Origin of the sequence: Sphingobacterium sp. IITKGP-BTPF85, assembly GCF_001006065.1 — a bacterium.
GTDB lineage: Bacteria > Bacteroidota > Bacteroidia > Sphingobacteriales > Sphingobacteriaceae > Sphingobacterium > Sphingobacterium anhuiense.
This window is the reverse complement of the sequence record NZ_ASZT02000116.1, coordinates 1-17,260: the sequence shown is the minus strand read 5'-3', so window position 1 is coordinate 17,260 and position 17,260 is coordinate 1. Positions and strand designations below refer to the sequence as shown.

Sequence of the window (17,260 nt, the reverse complement as noted above, 5' to 3'; positions counted from 1 at the left end):
TTTTCATCTTTCATGGTAAAGCAACGGATCTCTCCTTGATGCTGTAGGACAATCTGCTTGGTTAAGGCTAGTCCGATACCAGTACCTATACTGTCATTTGCTTGTTCCTCCCGATAATATTCTTCAAAAATCTTGAATTGATTGTCCGTTGCGATGCCAATCCCGTTGTCAACGATGTTAATAATGATGTTGTCTTCGCTCTCAAGAAGCTCAAGATAAACTGTGCCATTCTCGGGTGTATACTTAATGGCGTTTGACAATAGATTGAATATGACCTTGTCAAATTGAACAGCGTCTATGGATTGTAACCCTACGGCATCCAATTGTCGGATATAATAATTGATATGTTTATTCTGGGCAAGATCATTGAGGAGATAGAATGTGTCTTCAATATATTCCCTGAAGGGGATATCGCTCTGTTTCAAGATGAAGTGCTTGTCATCAAATTTTTTGAAATCAAGTAGCTCGTTAACTACCCCCAATAATTTAGCTGCATTCTTTTTAATCCGTTTTATCTTAGATTGGGTAGTCGATAAGTTGGCTGTTTCGGTAATGATTTCATCTAGAGGTGACATGATCAGGGTAAGCGGGGTCCGGATCTCATGCGAAATTTGTGTAAAGAATTTGATTTTCTTTTCCTGTTCTCTTTCGGAATTGATCAACATCTCGCGTTCCACAACAAACTTAATGACAAAGTGTACCCCGAGTGTAAATAGTCCGGCGTATAAGAGGTAGGCCCACCATGTTCTCCAGAGCGGAGGCTTTATATCAATGTGTATTTGTAGTGGGGTACTGCTCCAGATGCCATCATTATTGCTGGCATATACACTGAGTGTATGCTGTCCTTCGGGAATATTGGTATATCTGACACTTGGTGTATTGGTTTCTATCCAACCTTTATCAAAACCTTCGAGCTTATACCGATATCTATTTTTCTGTGGTTTGATAAAATTGGAACTCGAAAAATTGACCGTTATAAAATTCTCGTCATAAAGTAATTGCAACGTATAGTTATTGGGTTGATCACCTTGCTGGATGCGACCATAGTTTAAGGGTGTATCTTGAAGGAATATATTTCTAAAAAGCACATTCGGTTTTTTCTGATTGAAAGTGATTTTTCGGGTGTCGATCGAAACTAAACCATTCAATGTAGTCACGAATAAAAATCCGGCTTCGCTGCTATAGACCTTAGCCCCTTGCATATTCTTAACAGGGAGACCATCATACTGATTAAGGACAGTATGATACTTTGTGCTTGGATCGAAGAAAATCAGTCCATTTTTGCTGCTGATCCAGAAATGTTTGTCGATCATGACAGGCCAACCTAGGGTGTTATTGGGAAATGGGCTTTAAGGGTCACATTATCCTTAACATCGAAATGATATAAATCCCCTTTCGAGGTAAGCCAGATATTGCCATCGGGCGCGACATAAAATCCATTGATGTAAAGTGAGTCAATTTGCTTTATGGATCGCACAGTAGCGCTAAAAGTCTTTTTTCGAAATAGCTTTCCTGATTGCAGGAAATAAATCTGTTGTTTATCATCTGCCTGTATCTCATCTATTGTGTTTGCTGCTAGTGAGGAATCAAACTGTGGTGGTTTTTCCTGTTCCGCAATGTAAAGCCCCTTATTTGTGCCTAGATAGATTCGTTGTGCTGGATCCACGTAAATGCTATAAATATTGTTTTTCAGGTTTAAGAGATCCTTTTCGAGGAGATAATTTTTGGTGTTGCCCGATTTTAGGTCAATGATGGAGTAGCCTCCACCATATTGTGCGGCATATAATTTTTCATCCCGGACATAGAGGTCTTTTATCAGGTTTGATCGGGTAAATTGGGGTTGTGGACTAGTATTCCCCGTAATTTTATCAATTTTATTGATTCCTTCTTCTTCAGTGCCTATCCAAGCAGCATTCTTGGAAACGGCAAAACTACCCACGATATCACTATTCAACCGTTGACTTAATAGCGAACGTGTAGAGTAGGTTTGTATAGGGATAAAATCAGGATAAACTGCGTTGATACCCCCAAAATATGTTCCTAACCAGACTACTTTTTGATTATCGACAAAGATATCATAAATCGAGTTCTGGCTGAGGGAGTTTTTGATGGATGTATTATGTTTGTAATTTGTGAAAACAGGGGATCCATTGAAAACGGAAAGACCTTTCAATGTGCCAATTAATAGTTCTCCATTTGTGTTTTTAATGATTTTACGAACATTATTGCTTAAGAGATTACTATTTCCTTCCGTTAGATTTTCCAATTTTGACTGGAAAAATTAAACAGAAATAGACCATGTAGTTTTGTCCCTACCCAAAGCGTGTTATCTTTCACATACATCGTACTAAAGATTCGTTCCTTTAGTGGTAACTGTGGTAAGCCCAGGTTGCGGGTTTCAGATAGCCGCTTATTTTTATAGGTAAATGATTCGATACCGTTAGCGCTAGCTATTGTATAGGAGTCTGCTCCTGTTTGAACAATAGTTTGTGTATGAGGACGGTCTAAAATTAATTTAAAATCATAAGAGCCTGAGGCGGGAATAGCTATATATAGACCCCTATTTGTACATAAGAAAATATGGGAGGATAGAATTTGTATGTCTGAGATAAGGACTTTCTCGATAAAGGGCTTTCCTGTTTTTAGGAGAGGCTTTCGTTTGTCTATATTGAAAATAAATACCTGAGTAGAGGTAGCTATGAAAAGATCATTATTGTCGTTTATACAAATCTTGTTGATATAATCTAATTTGTTGAATACGCTATCCTGAACTCGAAGGTTTATAATATTCTGTGAGTCATAAATAAACAGATTTGGACCTCCTCCAAACCAAAGTTTTCCCTTTTTATCCTGAGCGATACTCAATACCGCCTGTTTATCTAATACATTGTCCTGTGTTAGTGTTTCAAAACTGAAATTCTGGGCCAAACAAGACATAAATGGGCAAAGTAGCCATGCGGTAATGATTATGTTTTGGATCTGTTTTAAAAGGAAATTCATAGATGAATAAAGGTTATACCATCAAATTTAAGATTTTACCCCTTAATATTTATAAAAATCACCCTATTAAATGACCGCACTTAATCAATTTTGAGCTTGTTAAATAACCAATTTTTAATTATAAAACCAATTTCCTAAAGTATGGCTAAGTTTTACGCAATAGGATTTTCCGCGATGACACTATTTTCTGTAGGTACAGTTCACGCCCAGCAGAAAGTAAATGTAACGGGACAAATCAAAGACAGTCAAGGAACACCATTATCAGGTGTAACAATTCGTGAGAAGGGGGGGACGCTCGCTACTTCCACAAATGTATCGGGAACATATTCCTTATCTGTGAACCCTAACGCAACGCTAGTAATTTCTTATGTAGGATACCAAAATCAAGAGATTGTACTTAATGGCCGCAATGCCATTAATGTAACGTTGGAAAGTGCCAGCTCGGCGATTGATGAGGTTGTTGTTGTGGGGTATGGTAAGCAAAAGAAAGAAAAATTGCTTGGATCAGTGAGTACCGTTGATACAAAACAGATTGAAAACAGACCCGTTACAAACGTTTCAACGGCGCTTAGCGGTGTAGCAGCAGGGGTACAAGTCAAACAAAGCACGGGTAGACCGGGAGCTGACGGCGCTACAATCCGGGTTCGTGGTATAGGGACACTCAATAATTCGGATGCCTTAGTTGTTATCGATGGTATACCTGGTTCAATGGATGCGGTGAATCCCAATGATATTGAAAGCATCTCAGTATTAAAGGATGCATCATCGGCCTCTATCTATGGAACGCGTGCCGGTAATGGTGTTATTCTGATTACAACAAAAAAGGGAAAGGCAAATCAAAAAACACAACTTAACTACTCCGGTATCTTGTCCCGAACCAAACCGATGGGAACTCCTGAGTTTGTGTCAGATTATGTGCGTCACATGGAGCTTATGAATGAGGGGACATTTAATTTGGGAAAACCTGCAAAATTTGCTGAATCTACACTTGATCTTTGGCGAAAAGCCAATGCCGATCCCAATGGTGTACTAGCTGCATCTGGCCTACCTAATTATATCGCTTACCCAAATACCGATTGGACAGATTGGATTTATAATTCGAGCTGGATTCAAAGCCATAATATTTCAGCAACGGGAGGTTCTGAATCGACCAATTATATGCTTTCGGGTCGGATCTTTGATAATCCCGGTATTATGAAAAATACGGGCGCAAAGAAATACGAACTGAGGACAAACCTAAGTACTAAAATCGGAGATCGCTTGACAATTGGAACCAATATGTTTGCATCAACTGAAGACCGGAAAAAGGCGAATGTTGACAATTTGTATAACTTCTTGCGACAATCTACTCCAGGGGTTTATCCGATGTATGATGGTCGATTTGGTGGAGCTGTGGCCGCCGAAGAATCCACCCAATTGAACAATTTGATGCAATATCTCTATGAACCGCAGGGGATGGATAAAGTGTCGAATTTTAACTCGACTATTTTCGCAAATGTAAAGATCATTAATGGATTGACATTCGAAACCAAATTTAATTACCAAACGCGATTCCGTGAACAAACAGGCAGCTCAATCCCAGTTGATAAATATAGCTTTGAGACGAATAAAATCGTCTTTCCCAAAGGCGTTGCCGCCACGCAAGTACTATCGCAGGGGTACGAAAACCTTCGTACACTCACTTTCGATAACGTCCTTCGTTATGAAACCAGCATCGGTAAACATAATATCGGAGCACTATTGGGGCATAATGAATTCAAGACAAAATGGTATAATTTCTCGGCTTCAAAAAGGGGGGTCATAGATCCAACGATTTCCAACATCGGTACGGCGAATGAAATGAATGCTATTGATGGCAACGAATATGAAACAAGTATGCGCTCCTTTTTTGGCCGTGTAAATTATGACTTTGACAGCAAATATCTTGTCGAATTTAGTTTACGACGGGATGCATCTTCCAAATTTGGAAAAGATCTTCAAGCGGGCTATTTCCCATCTGTAGGTCTGGGGTGGTTGCTTTCAAGAGAGTCTTTTATGAAAGGGCTTGAGCCATATGTCCAAAATGTAAAGCTTCGTGGGTCTTGGGGTAAATTGGGGAATGATATGAATAATAGTGATCCGGCTAGAGAAAACTATTTACCGCATTTGCTTTCTATGGCAATGCAGGATACTCCTTTGGCGGATCACAAGTTGGCGGCTTAGAATTGAGCAAATTTGGGAATAGATTATTGGCCTGGGAAGAAAGTGAAAATAGAGAAGTAGGGTTGGAGTTTGCGACCTTTCGAAATAAGGCTTATGTCGAGTTGAATTACTATAACAAATTGACTACGGGAATATTGGTGCCAGAACAATTGCCACTGACCACCGGTACTACTGGAGCGCCTATTGTCAATTCAGCTGCGATGCGTAATAGTGGTATTGAGCTTAATTTGACGTGGAAAGACAAGATCGGTGAATTTCGCTATAATATCGGAGGTAACTTTGCCTATAATAAAAACCAGGTAACCAAACTCAAAGGGCAATTAGTTAGAGGCTGGAATGACGTCAATGGTACAAGTGTTTACAGCACAAATATCGGACAGGTTTCAAATGCAGTAGGTACCAATCAGCGGAATCTCGAAGGGCACATGTTTCAGGAATATTTTTTGAGACAACGTTACAAAGGTGATGGCAGTTACTATGTGAATGGCGGGGCTGTAAATCCCAATGGCGGACCTCGGGATGGTATGATCCGTACGGAAGCTGATTACAAATGGGTGCAGGATATGCAAGCAGCAGGGTACAGCTTCTCTCCTGTAAACAAACTGGGTGTTGAACAATTGTATTATGGTGATTTTCTGTATGCTGATCTCAACGGTGATAAGGTCTATGGCAATGAGAATGACCAGAACTTTACAGGAACATCCAACGCTCCTAAATATATTTATGGTATCAATCTAGGATTTTCTTACAAAGGCTTTGATTTACAGATGCTGTGGTCAGGGGAAGGGAAATTACAATACTATTGGAACGACGAAGGCTATAGTAATAACATCGTTCGCGATGGAAACGGTATTTCTAAGCGAGTTGCAGATGATCATTATTTTTATGATCCAGCTAATCCTAGCGATCCGCGAACCAATATCAACGGATCTTATGCCCGTCTAAAATACAACGGTGAGACAATTAACAATGTCGCCAATAATTTCTACCTCTATGATGCAGATTTTATAAAATTGAGAAACTTGCAGATTGGCTACACATTTAACAGTAAACTAACTGAACGCTTACATGTGCGCAATTTACGGGTGTATTTCTCTGGAGAGAACTTGCTTATGTTTACGAAGTTTCCTGGTGCCGATCCTGAAATTGGAGCGGGAGCAAAATATCCTACGATGAAGCAATATGCTTTTGGATTGAATTTTGGATTTTAATACGAAGATATATGAAGAAGATACTAAATATCGAAAAACAAAGATTGTCTGCGTACTGCAAACAATATAATAAATATATGTGGCGTATATCTGCGCTTGCAATTTTGCTGGGAACTATGGGATCTTGTAAAAAAGATCTGCTGGATATTAGTTCGAATACACAAGTTCCAGAGGATAAAATGTGGACAACGGACAATTATACTGATCTTGGTGTAAATGCAGTATATCAAGCGCTACGCTTTGGATATGCAACGGGTGGTACAAATAATCGGGAACTCTATCAGTATGATCGTTTATCCAACACGTTGATCCCAAGGGGCGGAGACCCACTGTTGAATGCATCCACAAGTACTTCAAATGGACTTTTGCAGATGTTTGGAAAGAATTATATGAGAGTGTTCACCGCGCGAATGATGCTATCTATGGATTAACCAATATTTCACCATCGGCCCCTGAGAAGAAAGCGCGTCTACTCGCAGAGGTTAAATTCCTAAGAGCGTTCTATTATTACAGGTTGAATCAGTTGTATAGAGGGGTGCCATTATATGATACACCGATTAACTACAATGAAGCAACCAACCCCAGAAATACAGAAAAGGAAGTTTGGGATTTTATCTTGAAAGATCTGACGGAATCTATCACTGAGACGAATTTACCAGCAAAGTTGCCCGCAGGAAGTAAAGATTTGGTCGTATTACGAGATCAGCAGCATACGCACTACGAGGTAAAGTTTATATGTATCTACAAGATTGGGATAAAGCAATCGCAGATTTTCAGTCAGTTAAAGATGCCGGACACCAGTTGTTCCCAGATTATAAGACATTATTTACTGCCGCCAATGAAAAGTCAGATGAGATGATTTTCTCAATTCAGAATATCGCTTTGGACAACTTTGGATCGACAACACAATTCAGTTTCGGAAGCCGCTCCGCTTTTGGCTCCAATTGGAATACTTACATGGTCAGTCCGGATTTTGTAGATTTATACGAGAACAAAGATGGTAGCAAATTTAGTTGGGATGACGTAATCCCTGGTTATAATGCGATGGCACCTGACAAAAGAGAGATATACTTTATCCGTAATAATGTACAACAGGTAGCTGAAGCAAATAAAAAGCCGTCGAAATACACTGACCTTATTGACCCGAAACGAGGATTGGATTTTAAACTTTATTTGCCTACTGGCAATGAGGAAAGATTAAAAAAGGCCTACGACAATCGTGATCCACGCTTAAGTGCAAATGTTATTCTCCCTTATTCAACTTTTGTTGGGACAAATCTCGGAGCTGATCAGACATTTACATCGAGATGGCCACATATTGAAGAATTTAACAATGTGTTTGATCTGCGCACTGACGATCAACCGAGATTTTTTATATCCCGCGTAAATTTGTGTACGAAGGTGGAAAACCATCTATTCCGAGTCGTGTAGCTGGTGATATAGATTATCCAGTGATCCGTTATGCAGATGTGCTGTTATTGTGGGCAGAGGCACTTAATGAAAAAGGACAGGAAGCAGCAGCGGTGGCCAAAGTAAATGAAGTACGAACGCGGGCCGGGGTAGGACTTTTAAATAGTTCGGCTGTTACCACGGTTAAAGATAAAGCAGATCTTACCAGTCGTATCCGTAATGAACGTAGAAGAGAGCTGTTTGGGGAAGGGGTTATTTACTTTGACGAATTGCGGTGGAAATCCCTCAAAGATCAAGTTTTTAGCGGTAATGCGGGGAACAAACAACCATGGGGCGGAATCGTAGATAGGTATACCTATTTGGGAGACCAACTACTGGTATGGCCTATCCCAGAGTTAGAAAGGCAACGAAATCCTAGTCTAACACAGAATACAGGCTGGAATAATTAATGGGAAATAAATTCATTCTGTAAAGAAACTGTTATCAATCGCTTGTGTAATCGTTTGCTAGAGCGATTGATTCTTTTAGTTTGTTTTTCTATATTAAAATAAAGATTTTTAGTGTTTTATGTGAGCTTGTTGAGCACACATTATTTATAAACCATTATCGATGAAGAGAAGATCTGTATTAAAATTGTTAGGCGGTGTTGGCGTTGGTGCATTGACGGCATCGTTGCCAATGGGGGCGAAGGCAAGTGTTTTATCTGATGAAGGCATAAGTTATGCAGGGAATGACCGTGCTTATTGGGTTTCAATACTAAGCAAGATGGCTACACCTATATTGAATAATATCAGTAAACAGCAATGGCGCAAAAAGATGCCGATGGAGGTAAGTCCTACTTTTGACAGTAGAGATCCGGGCGTTGGATACCTCGAGGCTTTCGGTCGACTGCTGGCAGGTATGGCCCCTTGGCTGGCTTTACCTGATGACAGCTCTGAAGAAGGAAAGCTACGTAAAAAATTACGTGATCAGGCCTTATTGGGGATTCAATATGGTGTAGATCCTCAATCCCCGGATTATTTTACATGGCGAGGTCCTTCATCGCAAACACTGGTAGATGCAGCACATCTCGCCCTTGCGTTTCTAAGGGCACCCAAGGCACTGTGGGAACCATTGGATCAGGTAACAAAGAAAAGGGTTGTCGAAGAATTTAAACAACTACGTAAAATTAAACCTAATGAAAGTAACTGGTTACTTTTTGCGGCCATGACTGAGACGTTTTTACATTATACCGGTGAGGAGTGCGCACGAGAAAAAATAGATTATGCTGTAAATAAATTTGATACAGAATGGTATGTGGGCGATGGGTGGTATAGTGATGGTGCTCACTTTAGTTTCGATCATTACAATGGTTACGTTATTCACAATATGCAGGTTGAAGCACTGCGCCATAATATAAACGTAGATAAGAAATACAAAGAAATGTTTGATCGTGCTTATAAAAGGATGCAACGATATGCACATCACTTGGAACGCATGATTTCCCCAGAAGGTTATTATATGGTAGTTGGTCGCTCTTCAACATATAAGAATGCTGCTTTTCAACCCCTGGCTGCAGTGGCTCTTGAAAATAGGCTGCCAGAGGATATTTCTAAGGGTCAGGTGCGAGCTGCCTTAACTGCAATACTGAGACATATTTATATTGATAAGACTTTTTCACCTTCTGGATGGCTTAGTATGGGGGTAGTTGGTGACCAGCAGCAGAATTTGGCAGATTACTATACGAATGCTGGCTCTATGTATGTAGCTTCTTTATCCTTCCTTCCTCTCGGATTGCCGGCTAATGATGAATTTTGGACTTGTAGTCCAGAAAGTGGACTTCGCAAAGTGCTGGAATGCGGAACAGTTTCCGAAAGATTATTATGTAAATTATTAAAAACTCAAAAAAATAACGTTTTAAATGAACATTCGAAATTATTTAATCCTATTTGGAATAGTAGGATTTGCTCTTCAAGGGGTTTCGTGCCAGACTAAAAGAGGGCTTGCCAAGAATAAGTTAAACCTTGATTCAGCTTTTGTGAATGAAAATCTGGAAGATGCAAAAAAACAAATTAGTTACCTCGCTGCTTCTGTTAAAGAAGCCGATATTCCTACGACTTTCCAAAATGGTAAATATGTGAATTGGGGGTCTAGTTGGTGGTGTTCTGGTTTTTATCCAGGTACTGTATTGTATCTTTACGAATATTCGAATGATACGAAATTGTTAGATGAGGCTAAACGAAAGTTGAAATATTTAGAAAAAGAAAAGAATAATAAAGGTACGCATGACCTGGGTTTTATGCTTTACTGCAGTTTTGGAAATGCATTAAGATTGACAAATGATTCTAGTGCTTATAAGAATGTGCTGAGTACAGGTGCTACTTCTTTGGCTACACGTTATAAGGATGCGACAAAAACTATTCGATCATGGGATGGTGGTAAGAATTGGGATGGGCAATCTTGGACTTATCCGGTTATTATAGATAATATGATGAATTTAGAGTTTTTAATTGAGGTATCCAAGATGACAGGTAATTCAAGTTATGCTGACATCGCAATTAAACATGCGGATGCAACAATGATCAATCATTATAGAAAAGACTATAGTTCTTATCATGTTGTTGATTATAACAGTAAGGATGGAAGTATAATCTCGAAGAAGACTGCGCAAGGGGCTTTTGATGAATCAGCTTGGTCTAGAGGCCAAGCCTGGGGTTTGTATGGATATACCATGATGTTTAGAGAAACTAAGGATCAAAAATATCTACGGCAGGCACGAAATATTGCAAATTTTTATTTGAATCATCCAAATTTGCCCCAAGATTTAATTCCGTACTGGGACATGGATCAAAATAAATTAAGTGCTTCAAGTAAATATTACAAACAGAAAGATCTGCGTGATGTATCAACTGCTGCTGTAATGGCTTCTGCTTTATTGGAACTTGCTCAATATACTGATGGGGCTGAAAGTCAATTATATATTGTCAAAGCAGAACAAATGTTGCGGTCATTATCTTCTAAACCTTATAAGGCGGAGTATAAGGAAGTTGGTGGTTATATACTGAAACACAGTGTGGGATCTATTCCACATGAGACAGAAGTTGACGTTCCCTTGACTTATGCGGACTATTATTATGTAGAAGCTTTAGTCCGATATAAAAGACTGTTGGATGGGCAATCTGTCATCAAAATGTAGATTACTGTTAATTTAAAAACGCACATGAACTATCCGCAGCTTATATGCTATGGATAGTTTTTTAAGTTCGTATTGGTTGTATTTTATTTTATTATTTCCCATTAAACTCTGATGATTTATCTTCTTATTATATATTATTGAATTAGGATGCTCACTTACTGTTCTTGTTATTTCTCAATTTATTTTAATATCTCGATTAGTTAGTTTTTTAAATATTCGATCTAGACAAAAAAATAAAAAAATAATGTGCTAATAATTTGGTAGTTAGAAATTTCTTCGTACTTTTGCAATCCCTTATTGGGGGAAATACGTCTTGAGCGAAGCCCTACTGCTTCGATGGACTTTTAATTAATTAATTTACAACATGTCAGGTATTATTGGAAAAAAAGTAGGAATGACAAGCCTGTTTGATGCAGAGGGAAAAAACATTCCGTGTACTGTTATTCAAGCTGGTCCGTGCGTGGTTACGCAGATACGTACGGAAGAGAAAGATGGCTACGCTGCTGTTCAACTTGGCTTCGATGAAGCTAAAGAAAAGAACACAACGAATTCTTTAAAAGGGCACTTTGCGAAAGCAAATACAACGCCTAAGCGTAAGCTGGTAGAGTTTAAAACTTTCCCAGATGCAAAACAACTTGGTGACGTAGTTGACGTTACACTATTTGAAGAAGGGGAGTATGTTGACGTAGTCGGTACTTCTAAAGGTAAAGGTTTTCAAGGTGTAATGAAACGTCATGGATTTGGTGGTGTAGGTGGTGCGACTCACGGTCAGCACAACAGATTACGTGCTCCAGGTTCAATTGGTGCGGCTTCTTGGCCTTCACGTGTATTTAAAGGTATGCGTATGGCGGGTCGTATGGGTGGTGACAGAATTAAGTTCAAAACTTACAAGTTTTGAAAGTTTATGCTGATCAAACCTAATCGTTGTTAGTGGTTCCATCCCAGGAGCTAAAGGTTCTTATGTAGTTGTAGACAAATAGGAAATGGAAGTTAAAGTTTTAAATTTATCAGGTAAAGAAACAGGTGCCAAGGTGCAACTTCCTGAGTCGGTATTTGGGTTAGAGCCTAACGATCATGCGATCTATTTGGACGTGAAACAATACTTAGCGAATCAACGCCAAGGAACTCACAAATCTAAACAACGTAATGAAATCGCGGGTTCAACTCGTAAATTACACAAACAAAAAGGTACTGGTGGTGCTCGTGCGGGTTCTATCAAATCTCCATTGTTTAATGGTGGTGGTCGTGTATTCGGTCCTCAACCACGTGATTACAGTTTCAAATTGAATAAAAAATTGAAACAAGTAGCACGTAAATCAGCGTTAAGCTACAAAGCAATTGATAACAATGTTGTAGTATTGGATGAAGTTAAATTTGACTCAATCAAAACTAAAAATTATGTTGCTTTTGTAAATGCTTTGAATGTAGCAGATGAGAAAACTTTATTGGTTTTATCAGCGCAAGATAATAACGTTTATTTATCAAGCAGAAACTTGAAAAAAGTAAAAGTAACAACTGTAGATCAATTAAATACATATGATGTATTAAATGCGGCTAAGTTATTATTTACTACAGGTTCGCTTAAAACTTTGGAGGAGGCATTAGCTAAGTAATATGGACATTATTAAAAAACCTATCTTAACTGAGAAAGCTTCATTTTTAACGGAAAAATTAAACCGTTATGCTTTCAAAGTAGATCACAGAGCTAACAAAATTCAGATCAAAACAGCTATTGAGGCTATGTTTGGTGTTACTGTTCTTGCGGTTAATACTGCAGTAGTAGCAGGTAAAGCAAAAAGCCGTTACACAAAAGCAGGTTTCGTATCTGGTAGAGCTCCTAAGTATAAAAAAGCTGTCATTACAATTAAAGATGGCGAAACTATTGACTTTTACAGTACTATATAATTAGAGATGGCAGTTAAAAGATTCAAACCGGTAACCCCTGGTACTCGTTTCAGAGTAGGCGCTGACTATTCTGACGTAACAACTAATGTTCCTGAAAAATCATTAGTAGTTGGAAGCAACAAAAGATCGGGCGGTCGTAATAAATCCGGTAAAATGACTATGCGTTACATCGGTGGGGGACACAAGAAAGTATACCGATTAATAGATTTCAAACGCGATAAAAAAGATATCCCTGCAACAGTAGCTACAATTGAGTACGATCCAAACCGCACAGCACGTATTGCATTATTGCATTATGCTGATGGTGAGAAACGTTACATCATCGCTCCAGCTGGTTTAAAAGTTGGAATGACTGTAGTAGCAGGTGAAAAAGTTGCCCCAGAAGTAGGTAATACTATTCCATTAGCAAATATTCCATTGGGTTCTATCATCCATAACATTGAGTTGAACCCTGGTCAAGGTGGTTCAATCGCTCGTTCGGCTGGTACTTATGCGCAATTGTCTGCTCGTGATGGTAAATACGCTATTATTAAATTACCTTCAAGTGAAACACGTATGATCTTATTGACTTGCGTGGCTACAATCGGTTCGGTATCTAATCACGATAGAAGAATTGAAGTGTTAGGTAAGGCTGGTCGTAACCGTTGGTTAGGACGTCGTCCAAGAGTTCGTGGTGTAGCTATGAACCCTGTCGATCACCCTATGGGTGGTGGTGAGGGTCGTACCTCAGGAGGTCAGCCTCGTTCACGCACAGGTGTTTTAGCTAAAGGCTTCAAAACACGCGACAAGAAGAAAACATCGAATCGTTACATCATTGAGAGAAGGAAAAAATAATGGCTCGTTCAATTAAAAAAGGTCCTTATATCGATCACAACTTAGAAGGAAAAGTTCTTTCTATGAATGAAACTAACAAAAAGTCAGTTATCAAAACATGGTCTCGCAGATCAATGATTTCTCCTGATTTTGTTGGTCATACCTTTGCAGTGCACAACGGGAATAAATTTATCCCTGTTTATGTAACGGAAAACATGGTAGGTCACAAATTAGGCGAATTCGCTCCTACGCGTACATTCAGAGGCCACGCAGAAAAGAAAAAATAATAGGTAATGGAAGCAACAAAAAAACTTAAAAAGTCTGTTTTAATAAAACAGCGCAAAGAGCAAGAGAAAGCTCAAATAGGAGGAGCTTCTACTGCCAAATTATTAAATTGCCCTACTTCACCTCGTAAGATGCGTTTAGTAGTGGACTTAATTCGTGGCGAGAAAGTAGAGAATGCTTTATATATTTTGAAGCATACAAGCAAGGAAGCAGCAATCCGTGTAGAGAAATTATTATTATCTGCAATTAAAAACTGGGAAGCTAAAAACGAAGGTAAATCAGTTGAAGATAGTCAATTATACGTTAAAGAAGTATCAGTAGCAGGTGGTCGTCAATTGAAAAGATTACGTCCAGCTCCTCAAGGTCGCGGTTACAGAATTCGTAAACGTTCGAACCATGTTACTTTGATCGTTGACAGTAAATCTAACGTTGAACAAAACTAATTTATTGAGAAATGGGACAAAAAGCAAATCCAATAGGTAGCAGATTAGGAATCATCAGAGGTTGGGATTCTAATTGGTTCGGAGGAAAAAACTATGCCGATAAATTAGTAGAAGACGAAAAGATTAGAAAATATCTTTCTGTTCGTATAGCAAAAGGTGGTGTAGCAAAAGTTGTTATTGAAAGAACTTTAAAACGTATCACAGTAACTATTCATACAGCAAGACCTGGTATCGTTATCGGTAAAGGTGGTCAGGAAGTTGATAAGATTAAAGAAGAGTTAAAGAAAATCACTAAGAAAGATGTTCAAATTAACATTTTCGAGATCAAACGTCCTGAGTTAGATGCAAAATTAGTAGCTGAAGGTATCGCTAAGCAATTAGAGGCTCGTATTTCATTCCGTCGTGCAATGAAAACTACAATTGCTTCGACAATGCGTATGGGTGCTGAAGGTATCAAAGTAATGTGTTCTGGTCGTTTAGGTGGTGCTGAAATGGCACGTTCTGAGCAGTACAAAGAAGGAAGAACTCCTTTACACACATTACGTGCTGATATCGACTATGCATTAGCTGAAGCATTAACTACTTACGGTAAAATCGGTATCAAAGTTTGGATCTGTAAAGGTGAGGTTTACGGTAAACGTGACTTATCTCCAAACATTGGTCAAGCTTCTGGTGTGAAAACGCGTGGTGGAAACGAAGGTGGTGCTGATCGCCGTGACAACCGTAAAGGTGGTCGTGGTGGTGACCGTCGTGGTGGAAACAATAATCGTGGTGGAAACAACCGTGGTGCAAAAAGAGATTAATTAATAATAAGATTTTAATATATCCCGTCTCTGGCGGGATTAAAATAGATAACGAACATGTTACAGCCAAAAAGAACAAAGTTCAGAAAGATGCAGAAAGGACGTATGAAAGGTAACGCTTCTCGTGGAGCAGAGTTAGCTTTCGGTTCATTCGGTATCAAATCATTGGAGGAAGCATGGATCACAAGCCGTCAAATCGAGGCAGCTCGTATTGCAGTGACACGTTACATGAAACGTGAAGGTCAAGTTTGGATCCGTATCTTCCCTGATAAACCTGTTACTAAAAAACCTGCAGAGGTACGTATGGGTAAAGGTAAGGGAGCTCCAGAATACTGGGTTGCCGTAGTCCGCCCAGGCCGTATGTTATTTGAAGCAGAAGGAGTATCTTTAGAAATTGCTAAAGAAGCTTTACGCCTTGCTGCTCAGAAACTTCCGGTTCAAACTAAGTTTGTTATACGTAGAGATTACGTAGAAGCATAAATCGTTGGTAATATCATTTTTAGCCTTAGGACCGTTACTCCTAAGGCTATATATAAACTAATGATAACCCAATATAACAACTGAAATAAAATGAAAAATTCAGAAATTTTAGAATTATCAACAGAGGATCTAGCTGCTCGTTTAGTACAAGAGAAAGCTGCCCTTAGCAAATTGAAATTTGCACATGCTGTTTCTGCAATTGAGAACCCTAATGTAATCAAAACGGCTCGTAGAGAAATCGCTCGTCTTAGTACGGAGTTGACTGCTCGTAAAGCTGCAGCTAAAAAAGAAACAGCCTCTGAGGCATAAATTAAAGTCGAAATGGAAAGACAATTAAGAAAAACAAGAATCGGCTTAGTAGTTAGCAATAAAATGGAGAAATCTATCGTAGTAAAGGTTGAGCGTAAAGTGAAACACCCTATCTATGGTAAATTCGTTAAAAAAACTACTAAATTTACCGCTCATGACGAAACTAATACCTGTGGTATCGGCGATACGGTATTAATTATGGAAACTCGTCCGCTGAGTAAGACTAAGAATTGGAGATTAGTAGAAATATTAGAAAGAGCTAAATAACATGGTACAACAGGAATCAAGACTAAATGTTGCTGATAACAGCGGAGCTAAAGAAGTTTTAGTAATCCGTGTGTTAGGTGGCACAGGTAAGCGTTATGCTTCGATAGGTGATAAAATTGTTGTTACCATCAAAAGCGCTTTACCTTCAGGAAACGTAAAAAAAGGTACTGTTTCTAAAGCTGTAGTTGTTAGAACTAAAAAAGAAATTCGTCGTAAAGATGGTTCTTATATTCGTTTTGATGACAATGCTGCAGTATTATTAAATAATAATGATGAACCACGTGGTACACGTATCTTTGGCCCAGTTGCTAGAGAATTACGTGAGAAACAGTTCATGAAAATTGTATCACTAGCACCGGAGGTTTTATAATTATGGCATACAAAAAAACAACAACAACTACACACAAAATCAAGATCAAAAAGGTGATTTAGTGAAAGTTATCGCTGGTAACTCTAAAGGTGTTCAAGGAAAAGTATTGCAAGTTTTAGTGGATGCTAATAGAGCTGTTGTAGAAGGCGCTAATATCATCAAAAAACACACTAAACCAAGTGCGGCTAATCCTAATGGTGGTATTATTGAAAAAGAAGCAGCTATCCATATTTCTAACTTAGCTTTCATTGATCCTAAAACAGGAGCTCCTACACGTGTAGGTCGTAAAGTTAATGAAGATGGTAAAATTGTTCGTGTAGCAAAAAAATCAGGGGAGGAAATTAAATAATGACTTACGTACCAAGATTAAAAGTGAAATATGCGGAGGAAATCCGTACTGCACTTAAAGAAAAATTCCAGTATAAAAGTGTTATGCAGGTTCCTAAGCTTGAGAAAATCGTTGTTTCACAAGGTGTAGGTGCTGCTACTTCAGATAAGAAATTAATTGATAATGCTCTTTCAGAGTTAACATTAATTACTGGTCAACAAGCTGTTGCAACTAAATCGAAAAAAGATATCTCAAACTT

The 17,260-nt window shown here is 38.8% G+C and carries 22 protein-coding genes and 2 pseudogenes; 21 read left to right on the top strand and 3 right to left on the bottom strand.

The features are described 5' to 3' along the window. From L950_RS18745 to L950_RS18735, 3 genes are all read right to left on the bottom strand, one after another. Positions 1-1,313: ATP-binding protein (locus L950_RS18745; protein WP_021189660.1), on the bottom strand; the 1,313-nt coding region annotated here is incomplete at its 3' end. 11 nt (positions 1,314-1,324) lie between these two features. Next, positions 1,325-2,266: a two-component regulator propeller domain-containing protein gene (locus tag L950_RS18740; protein ID WP_021189659.1), complete on the bottom strand. Its 942-nt coding sequence runs from the start codon at positions 2,264-2,266 to the stop codon at positions 1,325-1,327. After that, positions 2,254-3,000, bottom strand: coding sequence for a two-component regulator propeller domain-containing protein (locus L950_RS18735; RefSeq protein WP_021189658.1), 747 nt, complete (start codon positions 2,998-3,000; stop codon positions 2,254-2,256). The genes L950_RS18740 and L950_RS18735 overlap by 13 nt, the downstream gene beginning before the upstream one ends. A gap of 141 nt (positions 3,001-3,141) precedes the next feature. Between L950_RS18735 and L950_RS33985 the strand changes: the two genes are divergently transcribed. From L950_RS33985 to rplE, 21 genes and pseudogenes are all read left to right on the top strand, one after another. Continuing rightward, the gene (locus L950_RS33985; protein ID WP_231577434.1) at positions 3,142-5,202 is read left to right on the top strand and encodes a SusC/RagA family TonB-linked outer membrane protein; all 2,061 of its coding nucleotides are present in this window, start codon (positions 3,142-3,144) and stop codon (positions 5,200-5,202) included. A gap of 2 nt (positions 5,203-5,204) precedes the next feature. Beyond that, entirely contained in the window at positions 5,205-6,413 is a 1,209-nt protein-coding gene (locus tag L950_RS33980; protein WP_231577433.1) for a TonB-dependent receptor domain-containing protein, read from the top strand. An 11-nt stretch (positions 6,414-6,424) separates the two neighbouring features. Then, complete coding sequence (locus L950_RS33975; protein WP_231577432.1) at positions 6,425-6,844, top strand: hypothetical protein; 420 nt, start codon at positions 6,425-6,427, stop codon at positions 6,842-6,844. Continuing rightward, a pseudogene (locus L950_RS35760) lies at positions 6,754-7,014 on the top strand (RagB/SusD family nutrient uptake outer membrane protein); the annotation flags it as partial. The gene L950_RS33975 and the pseudogene L950_RS35760, both read left to right, overlap by 91 nt. 134 nt (positions 7,015-7,148) lie before the next feature. Next, positions 7,149-7,844: a RagB/SusD family nutrient uptake outer membrane protein gene (locus L950_RS35755; RefSeq protein WP_262507137.1), complete on the top strand. Its 696-nt coding sequence runs from the start codon at positions 7,149-7,151 to the stop codon at positions 7,842-7,844. Further along, positions 7,805-8,272 carry a RagB/SusD family nutrient uptake outer membrane protein gene (locus tag L950_RS35750; protein WP_262507136.1) on the top strand — a complete coding sequence of 156 codons (468 nt, stop codon included), beginning with the start codon at positions 7,805-7,807 and terminating at the stop codon, positions 8,270-8,272. The genes L950_RS35755 and L950_RS35750 overlap by 40 nt, the downstream gene beginning before the upstream one ends. A gap of 160 nt (positions 8,273-8,432) precedes the next feature. Beyond that, entirely contained in the window at positions 8,433-9,797 is a 1,365-nt protein-coding gene (locus L950_RS18720) for a DUF2264 domain-containing protein (protein WP_156169757.1), read from the top strand. Next, on the top strand, positions 9,724-10,998 hold the full coding sequence (locus tag L950_RS18715; protein ID WP_021189657.1) for a glycoside hydrolase family 88 protein: 1,275 nt from the start codon (positions 9,724-9,726) through the stop codon (positions 10,996-10,998). The genes L950_RS18720 and L950_RS18715 overlap by 74 nt, the downstream gene beginning before the upstream one ends. A gap of 364 nt (positions 10,999-11,362) precedes the next feature. After that, positions 11,363-11,978: pseudogene (rplC, locus tag L950_RS18710) on the top strand (50S ribosomal protein L3). A 3-nt stretch (positions 11,979-11,981) separates the two neighbouring features. After that, positions 11,982-12,611 carry a 50S ribosomal protein L4 gene (gene rplD / locus L950_RS18705; RefSeq protein ID WP_021189656.1) on the top strand — a complete coding sequence of 210 codons (630 nt, stop codon included), beginning with the start codon at positions 11,982-11,984 and terminating at the stop codon, positions 12,609-12,611. A 1-nt stretch (position 12,612) separates the two neighbouring features. Then, positions 12,613-12,903: a 50S ribosomal protein L23 gene (rplW, locus tag L950_RS18700; RefSeq protein ID WP_021189655.1), complete on the top strand. Its 291-nt coding sequence runs from the start codon at positions 12,613-12,615 to the stop codon at positions 12,901-12,903. Between the two features lie 6 nt (positions 12,904-12,909). Beyond that, positions 12,910-13,737 (top strand): 50S ribosomal protein L2, encoded by an 828-nt coding sequence (rplB, locus tag L950_RS18695; RefSeq protein ID WP_021189654.1) that lies wholly within the window; start codon positions 12,910-12,912, stop codon positions 13,735-13,737. Beyond that, positions 13,737-14,003 (top strand): 30S ribosomal protein S19, encoded by a 267-nt coding sequence (gene rpsS, locus L950_RS18690; protein WP_021189653.1) that lies wholly within the window; start codon positions 13,737-13,739, stop codon positions 14,001-14,003. Before rplB ends, rpsS begins: the two co-directional genes overlap by 1 nt. Positions 14,004-14,009: 6 nt before the next feature. Then, complete coding sequence (gene rplV / locus L950_RS18685; protein ID WP_021189652.1) at positions 14,010-14,444, top strand: 50S ribosomal protein L22; 435 nt, start codon at positions 14,010-14,012, stop codon at positions 14,442-14,444. An 11-nt stretch (positions 14,445-14,455) separates the two neighbouring features. Beyond that, the gene (rpsC, locus tag L950_RS18680; protein WP_021189651.1) at positions 14,456-15,247 is read left to right on the top strand and encodes a 30S ribosomal protein S3; all 792 of its coding nucleotides are present in this window, start codon (positions 14,456-14,458) and stop codon (positions 15,245-15,247) included. Between the two features lie 57 nt (positions 15,248-15,304). Beyond that, on the top strand, positions 15,305-15,727 hold the full coding sequence (gene rplP / locus L950_RS18675) for a 50S ribosomal protein L16 (RefSeq protein ID WP_021189650.1): 423 nt from the start codon (positions 15,305-15,307) through the stop codon (positions 15,725-15,727). 90 nt (positions 15,728-15,817) lie between these two features. After that, positions 15,818-16,036: a 50S ribosomal protein L29 gene (rpmC, locus tag L950_RS18670; protein WP_021189649.1), complete on the top strand. Its 219-nt coding sequence runs from the start codon at positions 15,818-15,820 to the stop codon at positions 16,034-16,036. Between the two features lie 12 nt (positions 16,037-16,048). After that, a complete protein-coding gene (rpsQ, locus tag L950_RS18665; protein WP_021189648.1) occupies positions 16,049-16,303 on the top strand; it encodes a 30S ribosomal protein S17 in 255 nt (84 codons plus the stop codon). Between the two features lies 1 nt (position 16,304). Further along, a complete protein-coding gene (rplN, locus tag L950_RS18660) occupies positions 16,305-16,673 on the top strand; it encodes a 50S ribosomal protein L14 (protein WP_021189647.1) in 369 nt (122 codons plus the stop codon). 7 nt (positions 16,674-16,680) lie between these two features. Next, positions 16,681-17,022: a 50S ribosomal protein L24 gene (rplX, locus tag L950_RS18655; RefSeq protein ID WP_031288079.1), complete on the top strand. Its 342-nt coding sequence runs from the start codon at positions 16,681-16,683 to the stop codon at positions 17,020-17,022. Further along, on the top strand, positions 17,022-17,260 hold a 239-nt coding region (gene rplE / locus L950_RS18650; protein WP_021189645.1), incomplete at its 3' end, for a 50S ribosomal protein L5. The genes rplX and rplE, both read left to right, overlap by 1 nt.

Coding starts and splice junctions, on each gene's coding strand:
- L950_RS33985 (WP_231577434.1), top strand. CDS start 3,142: ATGGCTAAGTTTTACGCAATAGGATTTTCCGCGATGACACTATTTTCT.
- rplP (WP_021189650.1), top strand. CDS start 15,305: ATGTTACAGCCAAAAAGAACAAAGTTCAGAAAGATGCAGAAAGGACGT.
- rpsC (WP_021189651.1), top strand. CDS start 14,456: ATGGGACAAAAAGCAAATCCAATAGGTAGCAGATTAGGAATCATCAGA.
- L950_RS35755 (WP_262507137.1), top strand. CDS start 7,149: ATGTATCTACAAGATTGGGATAAAGCAATCGCAGATTTTCAGTCAGTT.
- rplB (WP_021189654.1), top strand. CDS start 12,910: ATGGCAGTTAAAAGATTCAAACCGGTAACCCCTGGTACTCGTTTCAGA.
- rpsQ (WP_021189648.1), top strand. CDS start 16,049: ATGGAAAGACAATTAAGAAAAACAAGAATCGGCTTAGTAGTTAGCAAT.
- rplW (WP_021189655.1), top strand. CDS start 12,613: ATGGACATTATTAAAAAACCTATCTTAACTGAGAAAGCTTCATTTTTA.
- rpsS (WP_021189653.1), top strand. CDS start 13,737: ATGGCTCGTTCAATTAAAAAAGGTCCTTATATCGATCACAACTTAGAA.
- rplD (WP_021189656.1), top strand. CDS start 11,982: ATGGAAGTTAAAGTTTTAAATTTATCAGGTAAAGAAACAGGTGCCAAG.
- rplN (WP_021189647.1), top strand. CDS start 16,305: ATGGTACAACAGGAATCAAGACTAAATGTTGCTGATAACAGCGGAGCT.
- L950_RS18715 (WP_021189657.1), top strand. CDS start 9,724: ATGAACATTCGAAATTATTTAATCCTATTTGGAATAGTAGGATTTGCT.
- rpmC (WP_021189649.1), top strand. CDS start 15,818: ATGAAAAATTCAGAAATTTTAGAATTATCAACAGAGGATCTAGCTGCT.
- L950_RS18720 (WP_156169757.1), top strand. CDS start 8,433: ATGAAGAGAAGATCTGTATTAAAATTGTTAGGCGGTGTTGGCGTTGGT.
- L950_RS33975 (WP_231577432.1), top strand. CDS start 6,425: ATGAAGAAGATACTAAATATCGAAAAACAAAGATTGTCTGCGTACTGC.
- rplV (WP_021189652.1), top strand. CDS start 14,010: ATGGAAGCAACAAAAAAACTTAAAAAGTCTGTTTTAATAAAACAGCGC.
- L950_RS18735 (WP_021189658.1), bottom strand. CDS start 3,000: ATGAATTTCCTTTTAAAACAGATCCAAAACATAATCATTACCGCATGG.